The organism is Micromonospora eburnea (genome assembly GCF_900090225.1).
In the GTDB taxonomy this organism is placed as follows: domain Bacteria; phylum Actinomycetota; class Actinomycetes; order Mycobacteriales; family Micromonosporaceae; genus Micromonospora; species Micromonospora eburnea.
This window is the reverse complement of record NZ_FMHY01000002.1, coordinates 2,781,532-2,805,382: the sequence shown is the minus strand read 5'-3', so window position 1 is coordinate 2,805,382 and position 23,851 is coordinate 2,781,532. Positions and strand designations below refer to the sequence as shown.

Annotated in this window: 19 protein-coding genes; 8 read left to right on the top strand and 11 right to left on the bottom strand. The window is 71.4% G+C overall.

Annotation, left to right across the window (positions count from 1 at the left end):
• Positions 1–11: 11 nt before the first annotated feature.
• The 4 genes from GA0070604_RS13190 to GA0070604_RS13175 are packed head-to-tail and all read left to right on the top strand — an operon-like array spanning position 12 to position 4,590.
• Positions 12–2,384, top strand: a complete 2,373-nt coding sequence (locus GA0070604_RS13190) for a ribonucleoside-diphosphate reductase subunit alpha (protein ID WP_377592960.1) — start codon at positions 12–14, stop codon at positions 2,382–2,384.
• A 35-nt stretch (positions 2,385–2,419) separates the two neighbouring features.
• The gene (locus GA0070604_RS13185; protein WP_091127084.1) at positions 2,420–3,415 is read left to right on the top strand and encodes a ribonucleotide-diphosphate reductase subunit beta; all 996 of its coding nucleotides are present in this window, start codon (positions 2,420–2,422) and stop codon (positions 3,413–3,415) included.
• Between the two features lie 34 nt (positions 3,416–3,449).
• Positions 3,450–3,962 carry an acyl-CoA thioesterase gene (locus GA0070604_RS13180; RefSeq protein ID WP_091118219.1) on the top strand — a complete coding sequence of 171 codons (513 nt, stop codon included), beginning with the start codon at positions 3,450–3,452 and terminating at the stop codon, positions 3,960–3,962.
• 4 nt (positions 3,963–3,966) lie between these two features.
• Complete coding sequence (locus GA0070604_RS13175) at positions 3,967–4,590, top strand: LysE family translocator (RefSeq protein ID WP_091118218.1); 624 nt, start codon at positions 3,967–3,969, stop codon at positions 4,588–4,590.
• A gap of 71 nt (positions 4,591–4,661) precedes the next feature.
• Here GA0070604_RS13175 and GA0070604_RS13170 read toward each other — a convergent pair whose 3' ends face one another.
• Positions 4,662–5,339 (bottom strand): macro domain-containing protein, encoded by a 678-nt coding sequence (locus GA0070604_RS13170; RefSeq protein WP_091118217.1) that lies wholly within the window; start codon positions 5,337–5,339, stop codon positions 4,662–4,664.
• 243 nt (positions 5,340–5,582) lie between these two features.
• Here GA0070604_RS13170 and GA0070604_RS13165 point away from each other — a divergent pair, with 243 nt between their 5' ends.
• A complete protein-coding gene (locus GA0070604_RS13165) occupies positions 5,583–7,199 on the top strand; it encodes an ADP-ribosyltransferase domain-containing protein (RefSeq protein ID WP_208602032.1) in 1,617 nt (538 codons plus the stop codon).
• Positions 7,200–7,267: 68 nt separating this feature from the next.
• Here the strand turns inward: GA0070604_RS13165 and GA0070604_RS13160 are convergent, their stop codons facing one another.
• The 9 genes from GA0070604_RS13160 to GA0070604_RS13120 all read right to left on the bottom strand — a co-directional run bounded on the left by GA0070604_RS13160 (position 7,268) and on the right by GA0070604_RS13120 (position 18,426).
• The gene (locus GA0070604_RS13160) at positions 7,268–9,919 is read right to left on the bottom strand and encodes a M36 family metallopeptidase (RefSeq protein WP_244161870.1); all 2,652 of its coding nucleotides are present in this window, start codon (positions 9,917–9,919) and stop codon (positions 7,268–7,270) included.
• 473 nt (positions 9,920–10,392) lie between these two features.
• The gene (locus GA0070604_RS13155; RefSeq protein WP_091118215.1) at positions 10,393–11,811 is read right to left on the bottom strand and encodes an NADH-quinone oxidoreductase subunit N; all 1,419 of its coding nucleotides are present in this window, start codon (positions 11,809–11,811) and stop codon (positions 10,393–10,395) included.
• Positions 11,812–11,826: 15 nt separating this feature from the next.
• Positions 11,827–13,317 (bottom strand): complex I subunit 4 family protein, encoded by a 1,491-nt coding sequence (locus tag GA0070604_RS13150; protein ID WP_091118214.1) that lies wholly within the window; start codon positions 13,315–13,317, stop codon positions 11,827–11,829.
• 3 nt (positions 13,318–13,320) lie between these two features.
• Complete coding sequence (locus tag GA0070604_RS13145; RefSeq protein WP_091118213.1) at positions 13,321–15,291, bottom strand: proton-conducting transporter transmembrane domain-containing protein; 1,971 nt, start codon at positions 15,289–15,291, stop codon at positions 13,321–13,323.
• Entirely contained in the window at positions 15,288–15,590 is a 303-nt protein-coding gene (locus GA0070604_RS13140) for an NADH-quinone oxidoreductase subunit NuoK (RefSeq protein ID WP_091118212.1), read from the bottom strand. The genes GA0070604_RS13145 and GA0070604_RS13140 overlap by 4 nt, the downstream gene beginning before the upstream one ends.
• Complete coding sequence (locus GA0070604_RS13135; RefSeq protein ID WP_091118211.1) at positions 15,587–16,150, bottom strand: NADH-quinone oxidoreductase subunit J; 564 nt, start codon at positions 16,148–16,150, stop codon at positions 15,587–15,589. Before GA0070604_RS13135 ends, GA0070604_RS13140 begins: the two co-directional genes overlap by 4 nt.
• A 2-nt stretch (positions 16,151–16,152) precedes the next feature.
• Positions 16,153–17,091: a complex I subunit 1 family protein gene (locus GA0070604_RS13130; protein WP_091118210.1), complete on the bottom strand. Its 939-nt coding sequence runs from the start codon at positions 17,089–17,091 to the stop codon at positions 16,153–16,155.
• Complete coding sequence (locus tag GA0070604_RS13125; RefSeq protein ID WP_091118209.1) at positions 17,084–18,112, bottom strand: hypothetical protein; 1,029 nt, start codon at positions 18,110–18,112, stop codon at positions 17,084–17,086. The genes GA0070604_RS13130 and GA0070604_RS13125 overlap by 8 nt, the downstream gene beginning before the upstream one ends.
• On the bottom strand, positions 18,103–18,426 hold the full coding sequence (locus GA0070604_RS13120) for an NADH-quinone oxidoreductase subunit A (protein ID WP_208602268.1): 324 nt from the start codon (positions 18,424–18,426) through the stop codon (positions 18,103–18,105). The genes GA0070604_RS13125 and GA0070604_RS13120 overlap by 10 nt, the downstream gene beginning before the upstream one ends.
• Positions 18,427–18,911: 485 nt before the next feature.
• Between GA0070604_RS13120 and GA0070604_RS13115 the strand changes: the two genes are divergently transcribed.
• The 3 genes from GA0070604_RS13115 (at position 18,912) to GA0070604_RS13105 (ending at position 22,574) form a co-directional block, all read left to right on the top strand.
• Positions 18,912–20,345 carry a glycoside hydrolase family 62 protein gene (locus GA0070604_RS13115; RefSeq protein ID WP_091118207.1) on the top strand — a complete coding sequence of 478 codons (1,434 nt, stop codon included), beginning with the start codon at positions 18,912–18,914 and terminating at the stop codon, positions 20,343–20,345.
• Positions 20,346–20,470: 125 nt separating this feature from the next.
• The gene (smpB, locus tag GA0070604_RS13110; RefSeq protein WP_091127082.1) at positions 20,471–20,956 is read left to right on the top strand and encodes an SsrA-binding protein SmpB; all 486 of its coding nucleotides are present in this window, start codon (positions 20,471–20,473) and stop codon (positions 20,954–20,956) included.
• A 382-nt stretch (positions 20,957–21,338) separates the two neighbouring features.
• Positions 21,339–22,574: a glycoside hydrolase family 16 protein gene (locus tag GA0070604_RS13105; protein ID WP_091118206.1), complete on the top strand. Its 1,236-nt coding sequence runs from the start codon at positions 21,339–21,341 to the stop codon at positions 22,572–22,574.
• Between the two features lie 189 nt (positions 22,575–22,763).
• On the opposite strand, the gene GA0070604_RS13100 is transcribed toward GA0070604_RS13105, so the two are convergent.
• Positions 22,764–23,780 carry an NAD(P)/FAD-dependent oxidoreductase gene (locus tag GA0070604_RS13100; RefSeq protein ID WP_091118205.1) on the bottom strand — a complete coding sequence of 339 codons (1,017 nt, stop codon included), beginning with the start codon at positions 23,778–23,780 and terminating at the stop codon, positions 22,764–22,766.
• Positions 23,781–23,851 lie beyond the last annotated feature (71 nt).

Sequence of the window (23,851 nt, the reverse complement as noted above, 5' to 3'; positions counted from 1 at the left end):
CCGTCGGCACGGTGCCGGGCGAGGCCGCCCCGACCGGGCAGCGCCGCCCGCAGATGCACGTCCGCAAGCGCAACGGCGACAGCGAACCGGTCGACGTCAACAAGATCGTCCGCGCGGTGGAACGGTGGACCGACGGCCTCACCGACGTCGACCCGCTGCGGGTGGCGACCCGCACCATCAGCGGCCTGTACGACGGTGCGAGCACCGACGAACTGGACCGGCTGTCCATCCAGACCGCGGCCGAGCTGATCGGCGAGGAACCGCAGTACTCGCGCCTGGCCGCCCGCCTGCTGGCCGGATACGTCGACAAGGAGGTACGCGGACAGGGCGTCGCCTCGTTCAGTCAGGCGATCCGGCGCGCACACGCCGAGGGGCTGATCGGCGACGAGACCGCCGCCTTCGTCACGGCCCACGCGCGCAAGCTCGACGACGCCGTCGACCCGGCGGGGGATCTGCGGTTCGAGTACTTCGGGCTGCGCACCGTCTACGACCGTTACCTGCTGCGGCACCCGACCAGCCGGCTGGTGTTGGAGACGCCGCAGTACTGGCTGCTGCGGGTGGCCTGTGGCCTGTCGCGTACCCCCGGCGAGGCGATCGACTTCTACCGGCTGATGTCCAGCCTGGCGTACCTGCCCAGCTCACCGACGCTGTTCAACTCCGGCACCCGGCACACCCAGATGTCGTCCTGCTACCTGGTCGACTCCCCGCGCGACGAGCTGAACTCCATCTACCAGCGGTACGCGCAGGTGGCCAACCTGTCCAAGTTCGCCGGCGGCATCGGCATCGCCTTCTCCCGGGTCCGCTCCCGGGGCGCGCTGATCCGTGGCACCAACGGGCGGTCCAACGGCATCGTGCCGTGGCTGCGGACGCTGGACGCGAGCGTCGCGGCGGTCAACCAGGGCGGCCGGCGCAAGGGCGCGGCCTGCGTCTACCTGGAACCGTGGCACCCGGACGTCGAGGAGTTCCTCCAGCTGCGCGACAACACCGGCGAGGATGCCCGGCGTACCCACAACCTGAACCTGGCCAACTGGGTTCCGGACGAGTTCATGCGCCGGGTGGAGGCGGACGCGATGTGGTCGCTGTTCGACCCGGACGAGGTGCCCGAGCTGCCGGACCTGTGGGGGGCGGAGTTCGACGCCGCGTACCGGGCGGCGGAGGCGCGGGGACGCTTCGTGCGGCAGGTGCCGGCCCGGGAGCTGTACGGGCGGATGATGCGGACGCTCGCGCAGACCGGCAACGGCTGGATGACGTTCAAGGACGCGGCGAACCGGTTGTGCAACCAGACCGCCGAGCCGGGCAACGTGGTGCACCTGTCGAACCTGTGCACCGAGATCATCGAGGTGTCCAGCGACGCCGAGACCGCAGTGTGCAACCTGGGCTCGGTGAACCTCGCGGCGCACCTGACCGACGGAGGCATCGACTGGGAGCGGCTCCGGGCGACCGTACGCACCGCGGTGACCTTCCTGGACCGGGTGATCGACATCAACTACTACCCGACCCCGCAGGCGGCGGCGAGCAACCCGCGCTGGCGGCCGGTCGGGCTCGGGCTGATGGGCCTGCAGGACGTGTTCTTCGCGCTGCGGCTGCCGTTCGACTCCCCGGGCGCGCGGGAGCTGTCCACCCGGATCAGCGAGGAGCTGTACCTGACCGCGCTGGAGACCTCCGCCGACCTGGCCGAGCGGTTCGGCCCGCACCCGGCCTTCGCCGAGACGAGGGCCGCCCGCGGTCAGTTGCAGCCGGACCTGTGGGGCGTCGCCGGCACGCAGGCGCAGCGGTGGACCGCGCTGCGGGAGCGGGTCGCCGCGTACGGGCTGCGCAACTCGCTGCTGGTGGCGATCGCCCCGACCGCGACCATCGCCTCGATCGCCGGCTGCTACGAGTGCATCGAGCCACAGGTGTCCAACCTGTTCAAGCGCGAGACGCTGTCCGGGGAGTTCCTCCAGGTCAACACCGCTCTCGTCGCCGAACTCAAGGTGCGTGGGCTGTGGACCGAGCGGATCCGGAGCGCGATCAAACGGGCCGACGGCTCGGTCCAGGAGGTCACCGAACTGCCGGCGGAGGTGCGCGAGCTGTTCCGTACCGCGTGGGAGCTGCCGCAGCGTGCCCTGATCGACCTGGCCGCCGCCCGCGCGCCGTTCATCGACCAGTCCCAGTCGCTGAACCTGTTTCTGGCCGCACCCACCATCGGCAAGCTCTCCTCGATGTACCTGTACGCCTGGAAGGCCGGGCTGAAGACCACCTACTACCTGCGCTCCCGCCCGGCGACCCGGATTCAGCAGGCCACCGTCCCGGCCCGGGCGGCCGTCGTCGCACCCGTGGCGACCGACGAGCAGGCGCTGGCCTGCTCGCTGGAGAACCCCGAAGCGTGCGAAGCCTGCCAGTGACCGCCCCGACCGACACCACCACGGAGACCACGACCATGCTGCTCGATCCCGGGATGAACCTCACCCTCCGCCCGATGCGCTACCCGCACTTCTTCGACCGCTACCGCGACGCCATCCGCAACACCTGGACCGTCGAGGAGGTCGACCTGCACGCCGACCTGGCCGACCTCGACCGGCTCTCCCCCGCCGAACGGCACCTGGTCAGCCGCCTCGTCGCGTTCTTCGCCACCGGCGACACCATCGTCGCGAACAACCTCGTGCTCAACCTCTATCAGCACGTCAACAGCCCCGAAGGCCGGCTCTACCTGTCCCGCCAGCTGTTCGAGGAGGCGGTGCACGTCCAGTTCTACCTCAACCTGCTGGACACCTACGTGCCCGACGAGGCCGAGCGCGCCGCGGCGTTCGCCGCCGTCGAGAACATCCCGTCGATCCGTCGCAAGGCCGAGTTCTGCTTTCGCTGGATCGACTCCATCCACGAACTCCGCGAGCTGCGGACCAGACAGGACCGACGGGCGTTCCTGCTCAACCTGATCTGCTTCGCCGCCTGCATCGAGGGGCTGTTCTTCTACGGCGCCTTCGCCTACGTCTATTTCCTGCGCTCCCGTGGCCTGCTGCACGGCCTCGCCTCCGGCACCAACTGGGTGTTCCGCGACGAGTCGATGCACATGGCGTTCGCCTTCGACGTCGTCGACACCGTACGCCGGGAGGAGCCCGACCTGTTCGACGACGACCTCGCCGACCAGGTCCGGCAGATGCTCACCGAGGCGGTCGAGTGTGAGGTGCAGTTCGCCGAGGACCTGCTCGGCCAGGGTGTGCCCGGGCTGCCCCTGGCCGACATGCGCGAGTACCTGCAGCACGTCGCCGACCGACGGCTGGCGCAGTTCGGGCTCGCTCCCCACTACGGATCGGCCAACCCGTTCGCCTTCATGGAGTTGCAGGACGTGCAGGAGCTGTCCAACTTCTTCGAACGCCGGGTGTCGGCGTATCAGGTCGGGGTGACCGGCACCGTCGCCTTCGACGACGACTTCTGAGCCGCCACCGTCTTCCGAGAACGGACGAACCACAGTGCCAGACACCAGAACCATCGCCGGCCGGCCACCGTCGGCGTCGCATCTGACCCTGTCGCAGATCATGGACCAACACCACACCAACCTGATGGGCACGGTGCACGGCGGCCGGATCCTCAACCTCATCGACTCTGTCGCCGGCGTCGTCGCCGCCCGCCACTCCGACGGGCCGGCCGTCACCGCGGCCATCGACGAGACCGCCTTCCTCCGGGCGGTCCGGGTCGGCGACGTGGTCCACGTGGACGCCCGGATCACCTGGGCCGGCCGCAGCTCGATGGAGGTGGCGGTCAAGGTGACCGCCGACCGATGGGACCGGGCGGTGCCGCCCACCGACGTGGCGACCGCCCACCTGGTCATGGTGGCTGTGGACGACGCGGGCCAGCCACGACCGGTGCCGGCGCTGCTTGCCGAGACCGACGGCGACCGGCGCCGCTACCGGGAGGCGGAGATCCGCCGGGAGCACCGGTTGGCCCTGCGGCGCGCGCTGCTCGACGGCGTCGAGGAGGGCTGACCCGGTGTTCGGACTCTCCATGGCGACGCTCGCCGGCTACCTCGCCGCGATCGCGCTGCTGATGGTGACTCCCGGGCCGGACATGATGTTCGTCCTGGCCAACGCCGTCCGCTACGGCACCCGGGCCGGGGCGGTGGCCGCGCTCGGGGTCGCCGCCGGCGAAGCGGTGCACGTCGCGGCGGTCGTGTGCGGCCTGGCGGCGGTGATCTCCGCGTCGCCGGTGCTGTTCACCGTGATCCGGTGGGCCGGCGCGGCGTACCTGATCGTCCTGGGCGTCCGGGCGCTGCGCGGTGCCGGTGGGCCCGGCGTCGTGGCGGAGGGGCAGGACGGCCGGGCCGGTCGGGCGTTCCTGCGGGGGCTGGTGACCAACCTGCTCAACCCGAAGATGATCCTGTTCAGCGTGGCGTTCCTGCCGCAGTTCGTCGACCCGGCGGCGGGCGGCGTCACCGCTCAACTCGTGCTGCTCGGCGGGCTGTTCGTCGCGGTGCAGCTCACCGTTGACGTCGCCCTCGGCGCCGGTGCCGGGCGGCTGGCCCGACGGCTGGCCGACGGCCGGTGGTCGCGGCGGATCAACCGGATCTGCGCGGTGACCTTCGTCGCCCTCGGGCTGCGCCTGGCCGCCGGCTGACCTCGGAGGCCGCCGTCGCCCGCCCAGGGTGTCCCGGGTGGGCGGCGGAGGCAGGCCCGCGTACGAGCTGGTCAGCGACGGCTGCGGGACGGCGCGGGAGGCGTCACCCGCACCCGTTCCTCTTCGGGCCGGCTCTCGATGTCGTCGAGTTGCTCACCGATGGCCCTCCGGAGATCGTCGTAATCCCGGAAGTAGTGGTCATTGAACAGCGTGTAGCCGGTCCACATCAGGTTGGCGCACACCCGCGGGGGCACTCCGCCCGTCGCCGCGCCCATGCCGACCAGGGCCACCGACCGGATGCTGCCCGGCTCCTTGTCGTTCTGCGCGTGGATGGCCTGGAACGCGGCGGCACAGGCCAGGGCGACGTTCAACGTCTCGCTCACGTTCTGCACCGAGTGCTCCATGGTGGGCGTCGAGATGAGGAACCTCGGGTTGATCGCCCCGGACGGCACACACACGGCACTGCCCACCGGCAGCGACCCGCCGAACTGATCATTGATCGCCCGCTGGACGCGAAGCTGGATGCCCGCCCCGAGGTGCCGCTTGATGACCGCGTCGACCCCGCCGTCCATCCGCCCTCGGGAGTTGGTCGGGCTGACCCAGGCATCGGCACGCCGGGTGAGGATCGACCCCTTGTGGATCTCGACCTCCGGAGTGTCGGCGAACGCCGCCCGCCAGGCCTGCACCACCCTGGCGTTGACGTCCGTCAACACCACGTTGAGCAGTGGTTTCACGACTTCGAGGGGCATGACTCACTCCCATGGGGAAGGGGCGTCTCCAACATGGATCAAGCTATCGGGCCCGTCTGACAGGAAACGCGGATCCGACGCCGACCACCGACCTCAGCGATCGAGCCCGGCCGATCATCGGCGATCGTGTCGGACGGGTCTGCCATGCTGCGGGCCGCGCCCCGAGTAGCGCCGCCCGGCACCACACCCGCGCCGCGATCGACCGTGCCGTCACCGGCACGGCCAGCCACCCAGGAGCCCACGTTGAGCGACACCGAGGCCACCACGCCGCCCGACCCGAACGACCCGCTGGCCCTCGCCGAACTCTTCACCGGCGGTGGTGAGCCGTGGCTGCCACTACTGAAACCGGTCATCGAGGCGCAGCCGGAGGCCGCCTCGTTCATCGGCCCGGGTCGCGGCCCCAAGGTCGTACCCGTCCGGGAGTTGACCTTCCAGGCGCTCAAGCCGAACCCGCCGCACAAGTGGAAGGTCGTCGTCTTCGGCCAGAATCCGTACCCGCGGCCGGAGAGCGCCACCGGCATCGCCATGTTCGACAACACCTTCCACGACTGGGACGACAGCCAGTTCGGCCGGGTCGTCACCATCCGCTGCATCATCAAGGCGGCGGCGATGTGGAAGCACGGCATCCCCAAGAAGACGCCGATCGCCGACATCCGCACGCTGCTCAGGAAGCACGACACGGTGCAGCCGCCGGAGTGGTTCGAGGCGATGCTCACGCAGGGCGTGCTGCTGCTGAACGCGGCACTCACCGCCAGCAGCGACGGGGCGATGGCCACCGACCGGCACACCGCGTTCTGGCGACCGGTCGTCGAAACCCTCGTCGAGGAAATCCTCAAGGCCAAGCAGCAGGCCGACGAGGAGGACCGGGGTGTGGTGTTCGCGTGGTGGGGCGCGCACGCCCGCGCCCTGAAGCGGGTGGTGCTCCGGCTCGAAAAGAAGTACCCGGGCGTGGAGGTCCGGCACATCGACCACCCCAACCCCGCCGCCCAGGGCGACATCTTCTGCGACGGGGACCACTTCGCCGAGGTGAACGCGGCACTCAGGGCACTGGGCGCCGACGAAATCGACTGGCTGCCCAGCAGGGGGTGGCGCGAGCTCACGGCGCAGGCCGGCGGCACCGGCCCGGACACGGCCGACCGCATGGCGGCGTTCATCGCCACCACGATGGAGCTGCACAAGCTCTACCTCGAACGGCTCGCCAGCGTCAAGGACGAGGGGCTGGTCCTGCCCGCCATCACCGGCGTGTTCGACACCCCGCTCATGGACTTCCGCGAGGCCGTCGCTCCGGTGGCGGAGCTACTGTCCGGGCTCGACTGGCACGTGGAGCAGTCGTACCGGTTCGGCGAGAAGCAGCTGGACAGCGCGACCGACGGCCTGTCCGTCGACGAGGTGGCGGCCCTGCACCTCTACACCTGCGAATCGGCGTTCTACCGGCAGATCAATGCCACCCTGCGCCACCCGGACCGCAGCCGCATCGTGCCGTACCTGCCGTATCTGCGGTTGTTGTTCTCCGCCGTGTCGCGGCTGCCCACGCGCGAGGAGCCGCTGTGGCGCGGGGTGTCGCTCGACCTTCGGGCGCAGTACCCGCTCGGGCAGACCGTGACCTGGTGGGGGGTGTCGTCGTGCACGTCCAAGCTGAGCGTCGCCCAGGCGTTCCTCGGCCGCCGCGGCAAGCGGACGCTCTTCGAGGTACGCCCCGCGCGGGCCGTGGGCATCCGCAGGTTTTCCGCGTTCACCGGCGAGGAGGAGTTCATCCTCGCCCCCGGTACGCAGCTGCGGGTGACCGACGTGCAGGCCGAACGCAACGGTCTCTGCACCGTACGGCTGACCGAACTGGCCGAGCAGCGCCAGGTTGCCTGAGCGGCGGACGGGCCGGAGGGCGCGTCCCTGGTCGGGACGCTCCCTCCGGCCTCGGTCGGTGCCGGTGGTCAGCCGGCGATGAACTTGAAGTAGGAGCGGTACTGGAAGCCGTTGTCGAGGGTCAGCACGAACTCGCGGCAGGTGCCGGCCCACGACGGGTCGGTCTTCCACGGGTAGTTGTACTGACCGTTGGCGTTGACCGACATGTGCGACCCACCCGGGTTACGCGCCGCGACCGGAGTCGGCCGGGGCGTGATCGGCCCGTCCGGGTTCACGGTCTTGAGCGTGTCGCAGTCCACCAGCCGCGAGTACGGCGAACCACTGGCCAGGATGTCCAGACCCCGGTTGGCGGCCAGCTTGAACTTCATCGGCGCGGCGTCACCGGCGATGACGGTGTTCAGCTGCGGCTGCCCGGCGCGGCCGACGAAGTCACCCCGGCAGGACGGGTGGGTGTCGAACGCCTCGCTGTTGTCGTTACGGTTCGTGGTGCCCTGCACCGCGCTGTAGCCCAGACCACGCCGGGCGAACGAGCCCCAGATGATGCAGGCGTTCTCCCCACCGGTCAACGCCGCGTCCGCGGCGATGATCGCGTTACGGGACGTCACGAAGCCCGGAGCGCAGCCCTGCATCTTCAGTCCGTCGATGACCAACTGCAACGCGAGGTTGTTGCCGCCGCTGTTCCACGGGTCGTAGATGTTCGGGTTGAACCCGTGCCGGTCGATCAGGTTCCAGGTCATGTCCCACAGCACCGAGGTCCAGCCGTGGCCGATGCCGTGCGGCGCGGCCAGGGAGGTGCCGTTCAGCCAGCCACCGGTCTTGATGCTGTCGTAGGTGAACGGCTGGATCTCCATGTTCCGCGAGTACGGCCGCGGCCGGATACCGCCGCCCACCCGGCTGTCCTGGAACAGCGCGTACTGGCCGTAGCCGCGAGCGTTCTCCGGATCGTCGATCGCGGGATTGAGCAGCGCGGTGATCGCGAGGAAGTCGCTCCAGCCCTCACCCATCTGCTCGTCGCCGGTCAGGCAGTTGACCGTCGGGCCGCCGGTCAGCCGGTTGGAGATCCCGTGGCCGTACTCGTGGAAGATCGTCTCCGAGCGGAACGAGGCGTCCCGCATCGCCGGCCGGGCCAGGTTGCGGTGGACCTTCCCCGAGGCCGGCAGCCCGGCCTTGATGGAGTTCCCGTTGGCCTGGCTCACCATGACCGCCGGAATCCCGACCGCCGGGTTCATCGAACCGCTCATCACCGCCGGGTTGCCCGCGACGTTGTTGACGACCACCACCGCGGCGGCGCCGGCCTTCTCGGCGTTGACCACCTGGGTGTAGAAGTTGCAGCTGCTGGTCCGGTCGACCACGGCGATCGCGCCGGTGGGCAGGCTGTAGGTGGTGCAGCCGTCGCCGGTCGCTCCGACGCCGTCGTTGACCACCACCACCTCGCCGGCGAAGCCGGCGCTGGTGGGCGCGGGGGTGAATCGCGCGTACTCCGCCTCGTAGGTGCCCGCGGCGGAGCCGCCGTCGATCGTCACGGCGTTCGGCAGACCGAACTGGTTGCCGGGCCAGAGGAACATCTGCATCCGGGGCCGGCCACCGTCCACCGCCGGCGTGGAGAAGTTGGCGTTGTTCTCGCCGGAGCCGTCGTGCGCCTCGCACTGCACATCGTCGCCGCCGACGCCGCCCCGGCCGTAGTTGTTGACCTGGAAGTTGCCGGACGCCTCGTCGAAGCCGTACCGGTAGGCGATGTCGTGGACCATGTTGCACCAGTAGAACTGGTTCGTCACCGCGGCCTGGGTGTAGGTCTGCGGGTGCTCGTTCAGGTCGGCCGGGAAGTTGAAGCTGAGGCCGGCGCCGCCGTCCGGCGCGCTGTCCGGGTCGACCTGGTTGTTGGCGTCCTGATCGGTGTATGCGTGCGCGTTGTTGCCCCGGGTCGTGGTGTACTCGGCGCCCGGCTTGCCGTCCGTGTCGTGCCAGCCGTACGGCGACGCGGTGCCGTCGGCCGGGTTGGTCACCACGGTCCGCGGCCCGTCGTTCGGGTCACCCTTCGGGAACTCGAAGACCTGGTAGCTCGACCCGTCGACGGCCGGGTTCGGCGGGCTGACCCGTGCGGCCGGGATGCTCGCGGTGGCGACGGTCGCGGCCTGCGGCTCGCTGCGGCCCAGCGTGGTGGCCAGGTTCTCGGGGCTGTCGTGGGTGGTCCAGTCGTCGGCGTTGAGCAGTTTGCCGGTCTCCGCATCCACCGCCGCGTTCCACAGGTGGGCGTCCGACGAATCATCGATCACCAACTGCCAGGCCAACCGCAACCCGTCCCCGGTCGGCTGCCAACCAAGCTTGGCCGGAATCGGCTGATCGGAAATACCCGCGCCCGACACCGTCGTACGCTGAGCCGCACCACCACTGCGGCTCATCACCTTCGCGTTCTTCGGCTCGGCCAGGTCGAGAGCGTCGGCGGCCGCCTCCACCGCCTCCACCGCATCCAACGACACGTCGCCGGAAGCCTTGCCCGACAGGCCCGGGACCAGGCTGTCACCGACGAAGACGACACTGCCGTCACGCGCGACACTCACCGTCGCCGTCGCGCCGAACACCTCCAGATCCCGATGCCGCTGCGTCAGGTTGACGTGCGTCACCCCACTGTGCCGGCTCGGGTAACTCGACGACACCACCAGATCCGACAGATCCTCGCCGGCCACACCGAAGTCACCCGGATGCGCCCGCAGATACCGCATCGCGATATCGTTCGGCGCGCCCTCATTCGGACCAGACAGGAAAACCGGGCTCACCGCAGCCCGATCAGGATCAGCCCACGCGGGCTTCGTCGACAAGGTGGTCAAGGACGCCACCAACGTCGTGGACAACAACAACGCCGCGTTGCGCCGACCACGAGACAAATACGGGGGCACCGCTGCTCCCTTCGGGGGTTGGACAGGACAGCACGAACCACCGATCCACGACCGCCACAGACGGCCCGCCACGCTCATCCGCGACACTCACCCAACGACCACGTTCAGTAGTCGCGCCGGCGCGAGGTGGATACATCGACGCTAATGCCCAGCCCGCAAGTCGATCATCCGACGAGTGGCGGAATCTTCCACCAGCAGCTCCTACTCCTGTCGCGGCCCGACAGATCCGCCAAAAGGGACACCCGTCGCGGCGGTGGGACCGGCAGGCCCTGGCCGTACCCGCGTGGACCGTTCGACCGCTACTGGCGGGCCGCGAGATCCCACAGCGGGCCGGCGGCGACCCCCACCACGAGGCTGAGCGCGGCCGCCAGCACGGCGAGCCGGGTCGACCATGGTCGCGGCGGCTCGCCGTTCGACGGCACCGGTTCCCCCCACTCGGACGGGGTCGGCCCCGCGCTCCGGTAGGTCGGCGCGATCCAGCGCAGGTAGTAGAACAGGCTGAGCACGCTGTTGGCGAAGACGGCGGCGGTCAGCCAGGCGTAGCCGCCGTCCCAGGCGGCCGTCGCGGTGGTGAGTTTGCCGACGAACACGGCGGCCGGCGGGGTGCCGACCAGGCCGAGCAGAGCCACCACCAGGGCGGCCGCGAGTCCCGGCCGCCCAACGGCCACACCCCGCCAGTCGGCGAGCCGCCGACGCCTCGGCAGGGCGGCGCCGACGGCGAACGCCGCGATGTTGGTCACCGTGTAGCCGGTGAGATAGACCAGCAACGAGGGTAGGGCCAGGCCGCTGCGTCCGGCCGCCACGACCGGTACGAGCAGGAAACCGACCTGGCTGACGGTCGACCAGCCGAGCAGCCGCCGGGGATCGGACTGCCAGTAGGCCGCCAGGTTGCCCAGCGTCATGCCCGCCACCGCGAGCGCCGCCACCAGCACCGGCCAGGGCGACGCTGCGGGCAGCACGACGGCGAACCGGTACGTCGCGACCAACGCACCGATCTTGGGAACGGTGGTGAGAAAGGTCGCCGCCGTGGCGGTGGCCGCCTCGGCCGCGTCGGGCACCCAGAAGTGGCCGGGCACCCCGCCGGCCTTGAACATCAGTCCGGCGATCACGGCTATCGCCGCGACGGTCACCGCCCCCCGTGGCGCGTCGGCGAGCCGACCGGTGAGTTCCGGATAGCCGGTGGCGCCGGTGAACCCGGACAGGATGGTCACCCCGAGCAGCAGGAGGATGCCGAACAGGGCGCCCATCAGGTACGCCTTCATGGCCGCCTCGGCACCCGGGACGGTGCGGGCGAGGCCGATCAGCGCGTAGAGCGGGATGCTGGTGAGCAGGTAGGCGACGGCGAGGACGAGCAGGTCGTTCGCGCCGGCGAGCAACACGCTGCCGGCGGTGGAGAAGAGCAGCAGCGCGTACGTCTCACTCTCCCGCGCGCTGCCGGAGATCTCGTCGGCGGCGAGGGCCAGGATGAGCAGGGTGCCGGATGCCGCGAGGATGCGGGCGATCCCGGTGGCGGTGTCGATGGCGAACGAGTCGCCGAAGGCGCTCGTCGCCGGTGCGGCCAGTTGCCGCGCGGCCGCGACGATCGCGGCGACGAGCACCGCGGCGGTGAAGACCCGGACGCGCCGCTGCCGACGACGGGCGACGAAGGAACCGCCGATCAGGGCGGTGAGCGCCCCGGTGGCGAGCAGCATCTCGGGGAGCAGCAGCAGCGGGCGCATCGGCGTCTCCACGGGTCAGCGCCCGAGCAGGCCGACGACGGCGTGCGCGGCCGGCTCGACGACGTCGAGCAACGGGCGCGGGGCCACCCCGATCACCAGGGAGAGCAGCAGCAGCGGCCCGACCGACCACAGTTCATCGGCCCGCAGGTCGGCGAAGCCGACCGACCTGCCGGCGGTCTCGCCGGTGCAGATCTGTTGCAGCGCCCGGAGGAACAGCGCCGCCGTGACCAGGATGCCGAGCACCGCGACGGCGGTGACGGGCGCGGCGGCGATGCTCCCGGTGAAGATCTGGAACTCGGCGATGAAACCGGAGAAGGCGGGCAGTCCGAGGGAGGCGAAGGCGCCCACGGCGAACAGCGCCGCGAAGGCGGGTGCGGGTGCGGCGAGCCCGCCGAAGTCGTGCACGTCGTACGTGCGGGCGCGGTCGTGGAGGACGCCGGCGAGCAGGAACAGCGCGCCGGTGATCAGTCCGTGGCTGACCATCTGGGTCACCGCGCCGGCCACCGCGACGCCGCGGGCCTGCGCGGTGCCGGTGGCGGCCAGGCCGGCGACGCCGACGGCGAGGATGATGTAGCCCATGTGGTTGACCGACGTGTAGGCGATCATGCGTTTGACGTTGGACTGGGCCAACGCCACCAGCGCCCCGTAGATCACCGAGACGATGCCGATGACGGTCACCACCCCGGCCCAGGCCCGCCAGGCCTGCGGCAGCATCGGCATCGCGATACGGACGAAGCCGTAGGTGCCCATCTTCAGCAGCACCCCCGCGAGGACCGCCGAGCCGACGGCCGGGGCGTCGGTGTGCGCGGGTGGCAGCCAGGTGTGAAACGGCACTGCCGGCGTCTTCACGACCAGGCCGAGCAGGATCGCCGCGAGCACCAGTCCACCGGCGAGTGGTCGGCCCTGCAACGGCGGCGCGGCGGCCAGTTGCGGCATGTCGAAGGTGTGCGGGTCGGCGGCGACGTACAGGCCGATGAAGCCGACCAGCAGCGCCAGGGAGCCGAGGAAGGTGTAGAGGAAGAACTTCAGCGCCGACCGTGCGCGGTCGCCGTGGCCCCAGCCGGCGATGACGAAGTACATGCCGACGAGGGACAGGTCAAAGAAGACGAAGAACAGGATCAGGTCGGCGGCCACGAACAGGCCGAGGCTGACGCTCTGCAGGAACAGGAACAGCGCCGCCTGGCCGCGGGGGCGGTGCCGTTCACGCAGCGCGTAGCCGGCGCAGGCCAGGAAGATCACCACGGTCATCGCCACCAGGGGCAGCGACAGGCCGTCCACCCCGAGGTGGTAGCTGCTGTTCACGCCCGGGATCCAGGCCGCCCGCTCGACGAAGGCCAACTGACCGGGTCGCGGCGTGTCGTAGCGCAGCCACAGCACGGCGACCAGTCCGAGGTCGACGGCCGCCACGGCGACCCAGGTCCAGCGCGCCAAGGTGTCGCCGACACGCGGCACGGTGGCCAGCGCCACGGCGGCGAGCAGCGGCAGGAAGACGATCAGACTGAGCACGGTTCATCCCCAGGCGACGAGGACGATGACGGCGGCGAGCAGCATGAGCACGGCCTGGAGGTAGTAGTGGTGCAGCCGCCCGGTCTGCGGCCGGCGGGCGAGTTGCGCCAGTCGGCGGGTCCCGGCGGCGACCCGCGCCACGGCGCCGTCCAGCCACCGGTCGTCGACCCGGCCGGCCCACCCGGCCAGGCGCAGCGACCCGGCCGAGACGAGGTCGACGCCGCGGTCGAGCACCCGGTCGTCGAAGCGGGCGAGGGCCTCGGCGCAGCGCAGCACCGGACGGACGAGCAGCACCCGCGCGGCGGCTTCCAGCCCGAGCCACCGCAGCGCCCACCGTGGCGCGGGGGCCGGACGGCGGGTGACCAGCAGCACGACGGTCACGGCGAGCACAGCCGACACCGCGAGCTCGACCAGCGGAACGCGGGCCCCGCCGGGCGATCCGACGGTCCGGGCGACCATCGGGCCGACCGGCGGCAGGACCAGCAGACCGGCAGCGGCGGCGCACGCCGCGAGGACGATCAACGGCACCTGCCGGGGGCCGTCGGCACCGGCCGCTGTTGGGTCGGGGCGGGCGTCACCCTTCCGGTTGCGGCAGGTGTCGGCCTTCGGGTTGCGGCGGGTGTCGGCCTTCGGGTTGCGGCGGGTGTCGGCCTTCGGGTTGCGGCAGGTGTCGGCTTTCTGGTTGCGGCGGGTGTCGGCGTCGTCGCGTTGGTTCGAGCGCGCTCGCCAGATGACGACGAGCAGCTTGCCGGCGTAGGCGGCCGACAGCGCGGACGCGGCGAGACCGACCGCGTACAGCCACGGCGACCGTTCGAGGACCCGGGCCAGGACCGCGTCCTTGGTCGCCCACAGCGACAGCGGCGGGATTCCCGCAAGCGCCGCCGCCCCGACGGTGGCCGACCAGCCGACCGGCCGCCACCGGGCGGCGACCCCACGGAGCCCGGCGAGCCGCGTGGTGTCGAACGCGGTCAGCCACACGCCGGCCGCCAGGAACAGCAGCGCCTTGGTGGCCGCGTGCGCGATCAGCTGGGCGGTGCCGCCGGCCACCGCGCCGGCGCCGGCGGCCAGCACGACGAACCCCAGCTGGGCGCAGGTGGAGGCGGCCAGCAGCTGCTTGACGTCCCGCTGCGCGACCGCCACCGCGCCGAGCAGCAGCGCCGTCCCGGCCCCCGCCCACATGGTCAGCGGCGCGGCCCAGCCGGTCACGGCGAGCAGCGGTTGCGTCCGGAGCAGCAGGTAGCCGCCGAGGGCCACCATCGCCGCGGAGTGCAGGAGCGCACTGACCGGGCTCGGGCCGGCCATCGCCCGGGACAGCCAGAACGAGAACGGCAGTTGCGCGGCCTTACCGAGCGCGGCGACGAGAATCCCGGCGGCGACGACGTGCCGCCATCCCGGGCTGCTGCCCGGCAGGTCGGCCAGGGCCAGACCGGCGCCGCCCGCCAGCGCGGCGCCCGCGGCTACGTACAGGCCCAGGTCGGCCGCGCGGGTGGTGAGGAACGCGGTCAGCCCGCCCGACACCCGGTCCTCGTCACGCCACCAGAACCCGATCAACGCGTACGAGGCGGCGCCCATGATCTCCCACGCGAACAGCAGGGTGGGCAGCGTCGCCGCGGTAAGGGTGAGCGCGGCGGAGGCGGCGAAGAGCAGCATCAGGCCGTGGAAGCGGGCCCGGGAACGCCGGATCTCCGCTGCCGGGGCGGCCAGCACCAGCAGGGTCACCACGGCGAGCATGGGCGCGAGCAGCGCGGTGAGCCCGTCGACGGTGAGCGCGAAGTCGACACCGGCCACGAACGGCACCGACCCGCTGGGCCGGGCCACCGCGACCACCACCGACGCGAGCACCGAGACCGTGGCGACGGCGAGCGAGACCGGTACGGCGACCCGCTCCGCCCGCCCGGCCATGACCAGCCCGAGGCCCGCCGCCGCGGGAAGGACCACCGGCGTCCACAGGGCGGCCTGCGCGAGCTGGCTCATCGGGACAGGTCCGCGGCCAGGTCGGTCAGGTCCGTGCGGCGTACCCGGTGCAGGTGCGTGGCCACGGCGAAGCCCATCGCCATCTCCACGGTCATCGCGACGATGATGACCAGCAGCAGCACCTGCCCGGACGGGTCCGGGGCGAGGAACCACCAGAACCCGGCGGCGGCCAGGATGAGGCCGTTGAGCATCAGCTCCAGCCCCATCATGACCATGACCACCACCTGCTGGGACAGCGCACCGTAGAGCCCGACGCTGAACAGCGCCGCCGCCACCAACAGCACGGTCTGCAAGGTCACCGGCCGACACCCCCCGGCTGCGGATCGTCGGGCGGGCGTCGGCGCAGGTCGTCGCCGAACCGGTCGTACCGGGTGCGGTGGGCGGCCAGCACGACGCCGGCCACGACGGTGACCGCCATGACCACGCCGACGGCCGACATGACCAGCATCTTCGGGCCCATCAACTCGTCTCCCAACGCCGCCGTCGCGTCGATGGGTGGGCCGCCCCGCCGCGTGGGCCACGGCACCAGCAGCACCCCGGCGGCGAGAAGCACGAACACGCCGATCGACACCGCCAGGGCCTGCCGGTTGTCGTGGACCATGCTCATCGGCATCAGGGCCGGGTTCATGCCCATGAACATGACCATGTAGACGGCCATGACGGCCATCTCCATGACCATCATCAGGATCGTCACCACGCCGACGTAGTTCTGCTGCATCAGCAGCACCTGGAGGCCGACGGCGACGAAGGACACGGCGAGGGAGTAGCTGGCCCGGGCCATCGAGTCGACCACGAACACGGCGGCGCCGGCGAACACGGCGACGACCGCCAGGACCCAGAACGCGACGTGAGTGAGCACGCTCAACCCCTCCCCACGGCCACGACCGAGACGACCAGGTCCTGCACCAGCACCGCGGGAAGCAGCACCAGCCACCCGGCTTCCAGGAACGAGTCCGGCCGCGCCGCTGGCAGCCGGCGGCGCAACCACACCAGCCCGCAGAGCAGGACGAACGCCTTGACCAGCACCCACGCCCAGCCGGGAAGCAGCGGGCCGGCACCGCCGCCGAGGAACATCGGCACCGCGAACGCGGCCCCGGCGGCGAGCAGCGCGTACCGGCCGCCGAGGAACAGCAGCCGGTCCACCCCCGACAACTCGGCGGCCACCCCGCCGGCGACGTCAGCGCCCAGGGCCGGGGAGAACGGTCCCCAGACCGCGATCGCCAGGACCCCGATGCAGAAGACGACGAAGGCCACCGGCATCCAGACCACGAACCAGAGGCCCCGTTGGGCGGCGGCGATCACGCCCGGGTTCAGGCTCGACGCGCCGACCGCAGGCGCCACCAGCGCGAACATCAGCGGCAACTCGTACGCGAGCCCGTGGGCGAGGAAGCGGTAACCGCCGACCAGGGCGTACGCCGAGTTGGCACCCCAACCGGTCAGCCACACGAACGCCCAGGCGAGGACGTCCATGGCGTTGAACCAGACCACCCCGACGTCGAGGTCGAACAGGGTCCACCCGCCCAGCGGCACCACCATGATGATCAGCAACGCCATCACCAGCAGGCCGGCCCCGCCGACCCGCCACAGCAGGCGGTCCGCCGCGACCGTGGTCCGCCGCCGCTGCCGCATCAGCCGGGCCACCTCCCCGAACGGCTGGCTCAGGCCGGACGTACCGGCGCCGGTCGCCCGGGCCGCCAGGAGTCCGTCGAGTACGGCGGCGGCGACCGCCAGCAGTCCGAGCAACCCGGCGGCGACCGGCGCCCACCCGCCGGGTACCACGGTGACGGCAGGTTCAGACACGACTCACCTCGCGGCCGGCCACGAGCGGTTCGAGGTCGAGACTGGCGACGATGAGCCGGGCGGTGGCGACGTCCCACCCGCGTACCAGGTCAGGGAGCGCTTCGACCGGGGTACGGCGCGGCGGCCCGACGGGGTGTCGGCCGGCGAGACTGTCGGCGGCGCGGTCGAGCATGGCGAGCAGCCGGTCGCGTACGTCTCCGGTGGCGGTGGCCGGCAGCCCGCGGCGGGTGAGTGCGGGCGCGTCCAGCGGGCCGAGCTGGCGCAGCGACCACCGCAACAACCACGACCGGCCCACCCGGCGGCGGAGCCGGTCGAGTTCCCGTGCCGGCCGGTCGGGGTCGGTGGTGAACAGCAGGGCGTCCCGGATCCGGCGGGCGCGGGAGGCGGCGTCGTCCCAGCCGGCGAGCCCCAGCAGGCCGACGGCGTTGTCGCACCGTCGGGCGGCGAACCGGCGTGAGTCGTCCGTGGCCCACGCGTCCGGCGCCGGGGCGGAGTCGTCGACGCCGACCAGACTGGTCTCCGCGTCCACGATCACGTCGCCTTGCAGGGTGCAGCCCAGGACGAGCCCGGCCGGCCAGTACGCCAGGACGGGGCCGAGCCGCAGGTGCAGGAGGTCCAGTTCCAGGCCGTCCCGGTCCGCGCCGCCGGCCGCGAGCGGGATGTCGGGCGGTGGCTCGCGGCGGCGGAGCTGACCGTCGGCCCGCTGCGCGGCGGTGTCGAGCAGGTCCGCCGCCGCCGTGTCGAGTGCGGAGCGCACCGCCTGCGGGGAGTCGACCTCGACGCGGGTACGCGGACCGGGCAGCTGCTCCCACAGTCGTGCCAGGAGCTGCGGCAGGGGCGGCCGGGGCGGGCCGCACACGGCCAGGATGTCGGCGTCCCCGGGCGACAGGGCGAGCCGCCAGCCCCGGGCGAGCACCTGCCGCTCGACGGCGACCCGCGTCGTCCAGTACCCGGGCAGCTCCGCCACCAGCACGTGCGCGTGCCGGACGGCGCCCCGGCCCCACGCGTCGGTCAGACCCACCTCAGCGCGCCCTCCCGCCAGGCCCAGAGGACCGCCACGAAGACCCCGCCGAGGAAGACGAACATCTCCACGACCGCCGAGGCCCCCAACCGGCCGACGACCACCGCCCACGGGTACATGAACAGCATCTCCACGTCGAAGGCGAGGAAGACCAGCGTCGCGAGGTACCACCGGACGTGGTAGCGCGACAACGCGTGCTCGGCGGGCCGCCATCCGGATTGGAAGGGCAGGGTCTCCAGCGGCGGTGAGGCGATCGCCAGCGCCCGGTGGGCCAGGTGCAGGACGGCGACGATGAGCACGGCCACCAGGGCCATGCCCACTGCCCCTGCGTACATTCCGCTCCCGTTCGCGGTGTCGTCTGCCAGTCCAGCTGTGCAGGGCTTGCGCCTCGGGGAGCCACCCGCAGCCTGGTCGACTTCCACCGATATACCCGATTAGTCACCTACTTCTACCACTACTCGCCGCCAGGGGCCGGATGTTGCGCCGGCGAGCGCCGTCGAAGTTGGGGCGGGCGCCAGCGGGAGCGGCGTTTCGGACGAGCCGCAGCGGTCCCCGCGATCCGGACCATGGCTGCCGATGCACCCTCCGCGCCTTGAGCGCGCCATCGATGACGTGCTATTTTCTGCGGCAGTCGAGGCCGCGCCATCCATTCGGAGTCACCGATTGTTCGATGGGCGCCGGGTCTGATCCCGGCCGACGCTCGGTGACGTGCCCGAACCGCCCGGGCGAGCGGGACCAGGTTCGCTGGTCCGCCATCCCCTCACGCCGCCGGGGCGCTCATCACCACGGAAGGACCTCGATGCATCCCAGTTGGAAAGGCAGGGTCGCGCTGCTCGCGGCCGCCGCAGGTCTGCTCGCCACCGCCGGCGCCGTCACCATGCCCGCCAGCGCCGCCGCGGCCGGCTGCTCGGTCACCTACGCGGTGTCCTCAGAGTGGCAGGGCGGATTCGGCGCGAACGTCACCATCACCAACCTCGGGGATCCGGTGCAGGGCTGGACCCTCACCTGGTCCTTCGCCGCGGGCCAGACCGTCACCCAGTACTGGAACGCCGCCATCACCCAGAACGGAGCACAGGTCGCAGCCGTGAACGTCAGCTACAACGCGACCATCGGCAGCAACGCCAGCGTGTCGTTCGGCTTCAACGGCTCCTGGAGCGGCAGCAACCCCGCGCCGACGAGCTTCGCGCTCAACGGAGTCACCTGCACCGGCGGCACGAGCACACCGCCGCCGAGCACCACCCCGCCGCCGAGCACGCCCCCGCCGACGACGCCGCCCCCGAGCGGCAGCCTGCCGAACACCTTCCGCTGGAGTTCCAGCGGTGCGCTGATCGGCCCGAAATCGGATGGCCGGAACATCGCCGGCATCAAGGATCCGTCGGTGGTCTACTACAACGGCAAGTACCACGTCTTCGCCAGCACCGCGCAGTCGTCCGGCTACAACCTTGTCTACACCAGCTTCACGGACTGGCCCCAGGCCGGCTCGGCCCCCTTCTACTACCTCGACCAGTCTCCGATCGGCACCGGCTACCGCGCCGCGCCGCAGGTGTTCTACTTCGCTCCGCAACGGCTGTGGTATCTCGTCTACCAGACCGGCAACGCCTCCTACTCCACCAACCCGGACATCAGCAATCCGGCCGGGTGGAGCGCGCCGAAGAACTTCTACAGCGCCATGCCGGACATCATCCGGCAGAACATCGGCAACGGTTACTGGGTCGACATGTGGGTGATCTGCGACAGCAGCAACTGCTACCTGTTCTCCTCCGACGACAACGGCCACCTTTACCGGTCACAGACGACGCTGGCGCAGTTCCCCAACGGATTCACCAACACGGTCATCGCCATGCAGGACAGCAACCGCAACCGGCTGTTCGAGGCGGCCAACGTCTACCGGGTCGGCAACCAGTACCTGCTGCTCGTCGAGGCGATCGGCAGCGACGGCCGGCGCTACTTCCGCTCCTGGACCGCACCGGCCATCACCGGACCGTGGCAGCCGCTCGCCGACAGCGAGAGCAACCCGTTCGCCCGGGCCAACAACGTCACCTTCACCGGCACGGCCTGGACCCGCGACATCAGCCACGGCGAGATGATCCGCAGTGGCTACGACCAGACCCTGACGATCAGTCCCTGCAACCTGCGCTACCTGTACCAGGGCATGGACCCCGACGCGGGCGGCGACTACAACGGTCTGCCCTGGCGGCTCGGCCTGCTGACCCAGAGCAACTCCACCTGCTGACCCGGGGGCCTGGCCGTCACCCGGGCGGCCAGGCCCTCCCCGCTGCGGACAGAGCCTGGTGTTCGAAGCCACCGGTCCCGGGTCAGCCGGGTATCCTGCTCCCCGTCGACAAGCGGGAGGTGGGCGTGGCCAGGGAGAACGGGCGAAAGCTCGTCGCCTCCAACAAGAAGGCGCGGCACGACTACACCATCCTCAAGACGTACGAGGCCGGAATCGTGCTGGCCGGCACCGAGGTGAAATCGCTGCGCGAGGGGCGGGTCTCACTGGTCGACGCGTTCGCCCAGGAGCGCGACGGCGAGATCATGCTGTACGGCCTGCACATCGCCGAGTACGGCTACGGCACGTGGACCAACCACGCGCCCCGGCGCACCCGCAAGCTGCTGCTGCACCGGGTGGAGATCGCCCGGATCCTGGAGAAGCTGCGCGAGAGCGGCCTGACCCTGGTGCCACTGTCGATGTACTTCTCCAACGGCTGGGCGAAGGTCGAGCTGGGCCTGGCGAAGGGCAAGAAGTCGTACGACAAGCGGCAGGCCCTCGCCGAGCGGGACGCCAACCGGGAGATCGCCCGCGAGTTGGGCCGCCGCCTCAAGGGACGCCACCAGGTTCGCTGAGCCGGCCGCCACGCCGGCCCTTCCCGGAACGCGTTCGACCGGCCGGCCCGGGCATGTTCGGCGACCGCCTTTGACCTGAGTCGCCGGTGATCTCACGCCGACGGCCGGCCGGCCTCCTCCCGGAACACGCCGCGCCGCCGCAAACCCGGACGCCCCCATCGCTTGCCCGAAACCGACCTCGAATGCGGATGCCGCACCCGGGAAGGGCTCCACCCATGGCCTCCGCCGGGCGGGCGGCACCCCCGCTGCCCCACCGGGGAGCGCTCTCTTGACACCCGACACCTTCATTCATAGCTTTAAAGATGTCTATTTTTATGGTTTGTTAACTGTTCGGCCCGCCGGGTCGTGTCGAGGCGGGACGACCGACCATGGGGAGGCATCTGTGCGCAGTATCCGCACCATCGCCGCCGTGGCCCTCGCGAGCGTGGGCCTCACGGTGGCGTTCACGGCGACCACGAGCACGCCCGCCCTGGCGGCACCTGGCGCGGTCACCTGGTCCGATGATTTCAACGGGCCGGCCGGCGCGCCGCCGGACGCCGGCAAGTGGCGCTACGACATCGGCGGCGGCGGCTGGGGCAACAACGAGCTGCAGTACTACACCTCGAACACCCGCAACGCCGCCCTCGACGGCAACGGAAACCTGGTGATCACCGCCCGCCGGGAGAACCCGTCCGGCTACTCCTGCTGGTACGGCAGCTGCCAGTACACCTCGGCGCGGCTGCTGACCGCCAGCACCTTCACCCAGGCGTACGGCCGGTTCGAGGCACGGATCAAGATTCCCCGGGGTCAGGGGATCTGGCCGGCGTTCTGGATGCTGGGCAACGACATCGCCACCAACCCGTGGCCCAACAGCGGCGAGATCGACATCATGGAGAACATCGGCCGCGAACCGTCCACCGTGCACGGCAGCCTGCACGGGCCGGGCTACTCCGGCGGCAACCCGCTGACCGGTCAGACCTCGCTGCCCGGTGGCCAGGCCCTCGCCGACGCCTTCCACACCTACGCCGTCGACTGGGCGCCCGACTCCGTCACCTGGTACCTCGACGGTGTGGCGTACTCCCGCAAGACCCCGGCGGACGCGGGCGGCAACCGATGGGTCTTCGACCACCCGTTCTTTATGATCATGAACGTGGCGGTGGGTGGCAACTGGCCCGGCTCACCGGACGGCAGCACGGTCTTCCCGCAGACGATGGTCGTCGACTACGTCCGGGTCCAGGCCTGGGACAGCGGCGGTGACGGCACCGGCGGCCAGATCGTCGGATACGGCAACAAGTGCGTGGACGTCGCCAGCGCCAACACCGCCAACGGGACGCCGATCCAGCTCTGGACCTGCAACGACACCGCCGCGCAGCGCTGGAGCTGGAACGCCGACGGTTCGGTACGCGCCCTCGGCAAGTGCATGGACGTCACGGGCGGCTCGACCGCCAACGGGGCCAAGGTGCAGCTCTACGACTGCAACGGCACCGGCGCCCAGCGCTGGGTGTTCACCTCGGCCGGCGACATCGTCAACCCGCAGTCCAACAAGTGCCTGGACGCCACCAACGTCAGCTCCGCCGACGGCACCCGTCTCCAGATCTGGGATTGCACCGGTGGGGCGAACCAGAAGTGGCGACGCTGAGCCGCGCCGCACCGGGCCCGGCCCGGTGACCGCCGGAGGGCCGGCCGGGTAGCCGGCCAGCCCTCCGGCCGAGGTCGGGCCCGCGCGTCCGGCACCGGTCCGGAACTCGTCGTTGCTGCCCGGTGGACCAGCCGGCCGCCGTCCCAGGGCGACGCCGAACCGAGGCGGCGGGCCGTTCTTCCTCCTGACTCACCAGCCGTGGCGGCGGTCACCCGCCACCAGCTCGCTGACTTGCGCCTCGGACACGGGCGAGAACGGATCCCGGTAGGCGGCCACCGCCTGCCGGGTCTCCTCGGCGACCAGGTCGGCGTTGATCGCCGCCGCCGCCACGGTGCCGGCCGCGGCGGCGCCGCCGACCTGGGCGGCCAGGTCGGTCACGTTGCCCGCGACCCACACCCCGGGCACCTCGGTACGGCCGGTGGCGTCCGCCGGGATGTGCTCGCCCAGGCCGGAGGGGTGTGCCGCCGGCCGCAGCCCGAGCGGGGCCAGGAAACCGGCGCGCGCCACCATGCGCGTGGCCACTGCCAGGGCCTCACGGCGGACCAGCTGGCCGTCGCGCAGCCGTACGCCCGTCAGCCGGTCCTCGACGATCTCCAGGGCTGCCACCTCGCCGTCCACCACCCGGATGCCACGGACGGCCAGCTGCTCCGCCTGCTCCGCCGTCGGCCTGGCGGCGTGGGCGAAGAAGACGATGTCGTCGCTCCACTGCCGGAACAGCAACGCCTGATGCACCGACAGCGGCCCGCTGGCCAGCACCCCGATGGCCCGGTCCCGGACCTCCCACCCGTGGCAGTACGGGCAATGGATCACCTCCCGCCCCCACCGGTCCCGCAGTCCCGGCACGTCCGGCAGTTCGTCCGCCAGCCCGCTGGTCACCAGCAACCGGCGCGCCCGCACCGCCCGGCCGTCGGTCAGCGTCACCGCGAGCCCGTCACCGTCGCGCGTCGCGGCGCCGACCTCGCGGTGGATCACCTGGCCGCCGTAGCCGCGCACCTCCGCCCGGCCGCGCTCCAGCAGCTCGGTCGGGTGGATCCCCTCCCGGGCCAGCAACCCGTGCACCCCGTCGGCCGGGGCGTTGCGCGGGGCGCCGGCGTCGACCACCAGCACCGACCGGCGGGCCCGCGCCAGCGTCAACGCGCCGCTCAGCCCCGCGGCGCCCCCGCCGATCACCACCACGTCGTAGCTCTCCCTGAGCTGCTCGGTCATCCTGACCACCTCCGGGCACAACCATCCGGGCACTCGGAGGGATCAGCAAACTCTCTTGCCGTTCTGGCAAA

Bases quoted from the DNA above. Each gene is read 5' to 3' on its own strand.
- GA0070604_RS13185 (WP_091127084.1), top strand. From the start codon at position 2,420: ATGCTGCTCGATCCCGGGATGAACCTCACCCTCCGCCCGATGCGCTAC.
- GA0070604_RS13100 (WP_091118205.1), bottom strand. From the start codon at position 23,780: ATGACCGAGCAGCTCAGGGAGAGCTACGACGTGGTGGTGATCGGCGGG.
- GA0070604_RS13115 (WP_091118207.1), top strand. From the start codon at position 18,912: ATGCATCCCAGTTGGAAAGGCAGGGTCGCGCTGCTCGCGGCCGCCGCA.
- GA0070604_RS13145 (WP_091118213.1), bottom strand. From the start codon at position 15,291: ATGAGCCAGCTCGCGCAGGCCGCCCTGTGGACGCCGGTGGTCCTTCCC.
- GA0070604_RS13160 (WP_244161870.1), bottom strand. From the start codon at position 9,919: ATGCGGTATCTGCGGGCGCATCCGGGTGACTTCGGTGTGGCCGGCGAG.
- GA0070604_RS13120 (WP_208602268.1), bottom strand. From the start codon at position 18,426: ATGGCCCTGGTGGCCGTGCTCATCGTCGCCGTCCTGCACCTGGCCCAC.
- GA0070604_RS13155 (WP_091118215.1), bottom strand. From the start codon at position 11,811: ATGCGCCCGCTGCTGCTGCTCCCCGAGATGCTGCTCGCCACCGGGGCG.
- GA0070604_RS13170 (WP_091118217.1), bottom strand. From the start codon at position 5,339: ATGCCCCTCGAAGTCGTGAAACCACTGCTCAACGTGGTGTTGACGGAC.